This is a genomic window from Maritalea myrionectae DSM 19524 (assembly GCF_000423365.1).
Taxonomy (GTDB): domain Bacteria; phylum Pseudomonadota; class Alphaproteobacteria; order Rhizobiales; family Devosiaceae; genus Maritalea; species Maritalea myrionectae.
This window is the reverse complement of sequence record NZ_AUHV01000004.1, coordinates 303,817-308,225: the sequence shown is the minus strand read 5'-3', so window position 1 is coordinate 308,225 and position 4,409 is coordinate 303,817. Positions and strand designations below refer to the sequence as shown.

The 4,409-nt window shown below is 50.1% G+C and carries 4 protein-coding genes; 3 read left to right on the top strand and 1 reads right to left on the bottom strand.

Annotated features, from left to right (window positions below; translation table 11 throughout):
* The first annotated feature begins 627 nt into the window (after positions 1-627).
* The 3 genes from G549_RS20255 to G549_RS0112820 are packed head-to-tail and all read left to right on the top strand — an operon-like array spanning position 628 to position 3,530.
* Positions 628-1,872, top strand: a complete 1,245-nt coding sequence (locus G549_RS20255; protein ID WP_051213781.1) for an MFS transporter — start codon at positions 628-630, stop codon at positions 1,870-1,872.
* The gene (locus G549_RS0112825; RefSeq protein WP_027835363.1) at positions 1,859-2,881 is read left to right on the top strand and encodes a GSCFA domain-containing protein; all 1,023 of its coding nucleotides are present in this window, start codon (positions 1,859-1,861) and stop codon (positions 2,879-2,881) included. The genes G549_RS20255 and G549_RS0112825 overlap by 14 nt, the downstream gene beginning before the upstream one ends.
* Positions 2,868-3,530: a hypothetical protein gene (locus G549_RS0112820; protein WP_027835362.1), complete on the top strand. Its 663-nt coding sequence runs from the start codon at positions 2,868-2,870 to the stop codon at positions 3,528-3,530. The genes G549_RS0112825 and G549_RS0112820 overlap by 14 nt, the downstream gene beginning before the upstream one ends.
* Here G549_RS0112820 and G549_RS0112815 read toward each other — a convergent pair.
* Entirely contained in the window at positions 3,527-4,402 is an 876-nt protein-coding gene (locus tag G549_RS0112815; protein WP_027835361.1) for a TauD/TfdA dioxygenase family protein, read from the bottom strand. The two genes, G549_RS0112820 and G549_RS0112815, sit on opposite strands and share 4 nt — an antisense overlap.
* Positions 4,403-4,409 lie beyond the last annotated feature (7 nt).

Here is a 4,409-nt window from a genome sequence, read left to right as displayed (position 1 = left end):
CTTCAATCATCTCAAATGCTATAGATAAAGCGCCAATCGCTTGGCATATTGGGCAATCAAGATGGCGATAGGGCCATCGCTGTCTAAGCGCTTGTTGCTGATGCCCATGGATAAAATGATCGAACCCCACATCGTATGCGCAAAGCTTTAGTCAAAAAAGCTAAAGCGAGGGAGATGCGATGCGAGATCCGATCGAATAAGGTGCAGTGCGAAAAAGCTATAAACGCACCAGCTTGGTTGCGCCGAAGTGCATGGACACTAAAGTGATCATCGGCATCTTTAAGTTTCGACTTAAATTATTATTATCGCCCATAATGCTAGTCCCTCCCAGAGCATAATTGGCAACCAAGACATATGTTTTTGTCGAACATATGGCACCTGATATTATTGTTTTTGGTCGCCGCCATTTTATGGTTCGGCAACTCGAATAAGCTAATTCCGATTTGTGCATCAATCCAATGCTGAATCTGCATACCCTATGCATCTCTTGCAATGGATATCCGATCCATATGACGTTACGCTGTCAAACTTGTGGCGTAAAAGAACGTATCACTACGCAGCCGAAAAAGCTGGCAGCGCCCAATAACAATAAGAACGACCCTAACGGGCGTTTGGGGGGAGAAGAGCGTGGCTAATGAAAAGAAAGCAGGGGGCTTTGTCGCAACTTTGCGCAGCCTGCCGCCACACGCGCAATTCTTCATTGTCGCCATCACTTTAACCCGACTGACCAGCTTTATGGTCTTCCCATTCTTAGCTGTAATTTTGAGTGAACGCCTTGGCGCAACCGTTTTCCAAATCGGCTTTCTGTTTACTCTGGGTGCATTTATCGGCCTGGCGGCTTCGCCGATTGCAGGGTTCATTGCCGACGGGATGCGGAAAAAGAACTTGATGCATGGCGCAAACCTGCTGACCATCATTTGCTTTCTGATTTTGGCGTTCCTGCCCAATTTGCAGGCCTACTTTGTTGCAATCACGTTATTCTCGGCCGCTGGAGGCGTGCTAGAGCCGCTTTTGCGTTCGTCTCTGGGCGAATTGGCGGAAAATGAAGAACAGCGCCCAGCGCTCTTCCATGTGCGATATTACATTGTGAACATCGCAGGTGCTGTCGGCCCATTTATCGGACTGTGGTTTATTCAAAACGGAAATAACTCAATATTTCTCATCGCTGCCGCAAGCTATGTGCTTTTGGGCTATGCCATTCAGTTCAAATTGCCGGAAATTGAGGATACGCCAACAGCCACGGGACGTGGCTCAAGCCTTTCAGTCTTAAAAGAAGCATTCAAACATCGTCTATTTGTCGCCTTGTTCATCTCCAACTTACTGTTGGTGTTTATCTATGCGCAAACAGATGAGCCGTTGACCTTGCACATGATCGATCTGGGTGTGCCCGACCTAGCGGCGATTATCGCCATGCTCACCGTCACCAACACAGTCGTCGTGCTGGTCATCCACGGCCTGTTTATGAAGCAGATTATGGAAATAGGTGAGCGTTTGGCCTTTTTGATTGCGATTGCCTGTTTGGGCCTGTCGCTTTTGATGATTGCCATCAATCAGCAGCAATTTGTCTGGCTTTGGATTCTGGCAATTGGGGTTTCGACCCTTGGTGAAATCATTGCTTTGCCCATGTTTCTCACCATTGTGGATCGTGTTGCGCCAAAGGGGCAGCGAAATTCGTTTTTTGGCATTTACATGTTGTCCAATCTCGGGGGTGCTATTGCACCCTTATTGGCGGCGCAATTGATCATCACACTGGGCGGCCCGGTTTTGTTTTATGCCGCTGCGGCCTTGTGCCTGCCGTTGGCATGGATCGGCTATGTCGCCTTGAAGGAAAAACCACCAATTGCGGAGGAGGGGGAGATTGAATCCGTATGAAAAACTGGATGATCGCGCTTTTTGGAAGCTCGGCGTTGCCGAGCCCAAGCAGGGCGAACTAACCCAAGTCTGGCTTCCCAAGTTCAAAATTGAAAAGCAACACGCCGTTGCCACTGCTGGCTCATGCTTTGCGCAAAACATTGGGCGCGCGCTGCGCAGCCGCGGCATGAATTGGTTGGTTACGGAAAACCCGCCTAAAACACTGCCGCGATCGTTGCACACAGCACATAATTACGGGCTCTTCACCTTTCGCACAGGCAATATCTACACGCCTGCCTTGCTGGCCCAATGGGTGCGCTGGGCACTAGACAGATCCAGCATGGACCAAGAAGTGTGGGAAACAGACGGGCGATTTTTTGACCCCTTCCGCCCTTCCGTTCGACCCAATGGTTTTGACAGCGTCGAAGAGGTGCTGGCTTCGCGCAACGTCACTGCTGATGCAGTCAAAACAGCAATTGAGCAAGCAGATATCTTTCTGTTTACACCAGGCCTTACCGAGGCTTGGGTCAACACAAAGTCAAAATCAATATATCCTGCTTGCCCAGGCACAGTGCAGGGCACCTTCAATCCCGATGAGCATCAGTGCATCAACTTCGGATTCGAGTCGGGCAAGAAAGCGTTGGCGAGCGCGTTCAACGCCATGCGAAACCACAATCCAAATATCAAAATGCTGCTCACCGTTTCGCCTGTGCCGATCACGGCAACAGTAACCGGTCATCATGCTCTAACTGCCAGCACCTATACGAAATCGGTGCTGCGTGCCGTTGCTGGTGAATTTGCTGATGCCAATGTGCATGTGGACTATTTCCCATCCTACGATTTGGTGTCGCCGGCCATGCTGGACCAGTCATATTTCAATGAAAACAAGCGGACAGTTTCCCCGAGCGGCGTGGATTATGTGATGAAGCATTTCTTCGAAGGCTTGGGGCAAGAGAGACAATCCAGCCCAGTTCCGATGGGCGATATTGTCTGTGAAGATGAGATTTTAGAATATTATGGCAAAGCATAAATTTGCACTGATCGGTGACTCGCATGCGGGCACCATTGGCCGTGCCGCGCGGGAACGCGGCATCGAATTTGGCGGTGGCCCCATCGCGTCCGGTAAAGAGTTTTATTCGGATTTTTTTGAGGTCGAGCAAGGCAGGCTCAGCTTCGTTGTGGAAGATACAATCCGGGTCTATGGCGAATTGTGCGAGCTGTGGGACGTAAGCAACATCGAAGAACTCGACATCCCCATCATCTCCACCATTGGTTCAGGCTTTCACTTTCCTGCCGCCCGCGCAGTTTGGGCAAACTTCCGCGATGAAAATCTAGGCTTTACTCAGGACTTTATCGCCGGCCCCATGTGCCAATCCATCTTTCAACGTATGCAAGCACCCATGTTGGCCTTCCATCAGCACTTGGTTGAACAGGGCAAAACTGTCTTTTTCGCACTGCCGCCGCAGCGTGTACCAGATAGTGCGTGGGCTGAGTTGTTCCGCGCGCTGCAAAACCGTGCTTTTAGCGAGCTCACAAAAATCGGCTGTTCAGTCATTGATGTGCGCAACGACACATCGGACAGGGAAGCGAATCTTCTCGCTGAATATTGCCAGGACAATGACCCAATTCATGGGAACATCGCCCTGGGCAAAAAGATGTTAGACGCGGCTGGCCTCTAAATTTTCTCGTAAGGCTTTTCACCTACAAGCGTTACCCGCTCGCCGAAACGGGAATAGGGGTAATAATCCCAAATTGCCCGGTGCTGCGTGCAACGATTATCCCAGAACACCACCGTTCCGGCTTCCCACTGAACGCGACAGCTCAACAGCACCTCATGTTCAATCTGCCGGAACAACATTTCTAAAATGGCGCGGCTCTCAAATTCAGTGAGTTGCAAAATGCGCGTCGTGAAACCGGGATTGATATAGAGCATTTTTGCCCCAGTTTCCGGATGTTTCACCACAATGGGGTGCTCAATTTTTGGCAAATTGGGTGGCGCCTCATACCCGGCCCATGGTAGCGCCGCATCATGTATGGCCGTCATACCTTCCAGCATTTCTTTCATGCCGGGCGAAAGCATTTCATAGGCCAAATGCATATTGGCAAAAACAGTATCACCGCCGCAGCCAATTTCCGGAATTTGGTGAATGTGCAGCATTTGTGCCCATGCTGGTTGTTCAGAGGCCGTGCCATCTGTGTGCCATACTTCGCCGGCCACAAATTGCGAAGCGTCTGAGGCTTGGATCAACACAATCTCGGGATCATCGCCATCAATATCTTCAAGCGCCATTTTCCGCAGCGTGCCAAAATTGCGGGCAAACTCTTTTTGCTGTTCCGTATCTATTTTCTGATCACGGAAAACCAGCACATGATATTCGTTCAGCGCCTGCCGCAATTCAGCAACCTGCTCTTTGCTGATCGGTTGCGACATATCTATGCCACTCACTTCGCCACCAATAACCGGATTGAAGCGCTTCACATTGATGGTCTTAAAATCAGTCTTTTTGGCCGTGGCGATCTTTTTGATCGCTTCTAAATTGGTATGGTCCATTTCTCTC

Bases quoted from the DNA above. Each gene is read 5' to 3' on its own strand.
- G549_RS0112820 (WP_027835362.1), top strand. From the start codon at position 2,868: ATGGCAAAGCATAAATTTGCACTGATCGGTGACTCGCATGCGGGCACC.
- G549_RS0112815 (WP_027835361.1), bottom strand. From the start codon at position 4,402: ATGGACCATACCAATTTAGAAGCGATCAAAAAGATCGCCACGGCCAAA.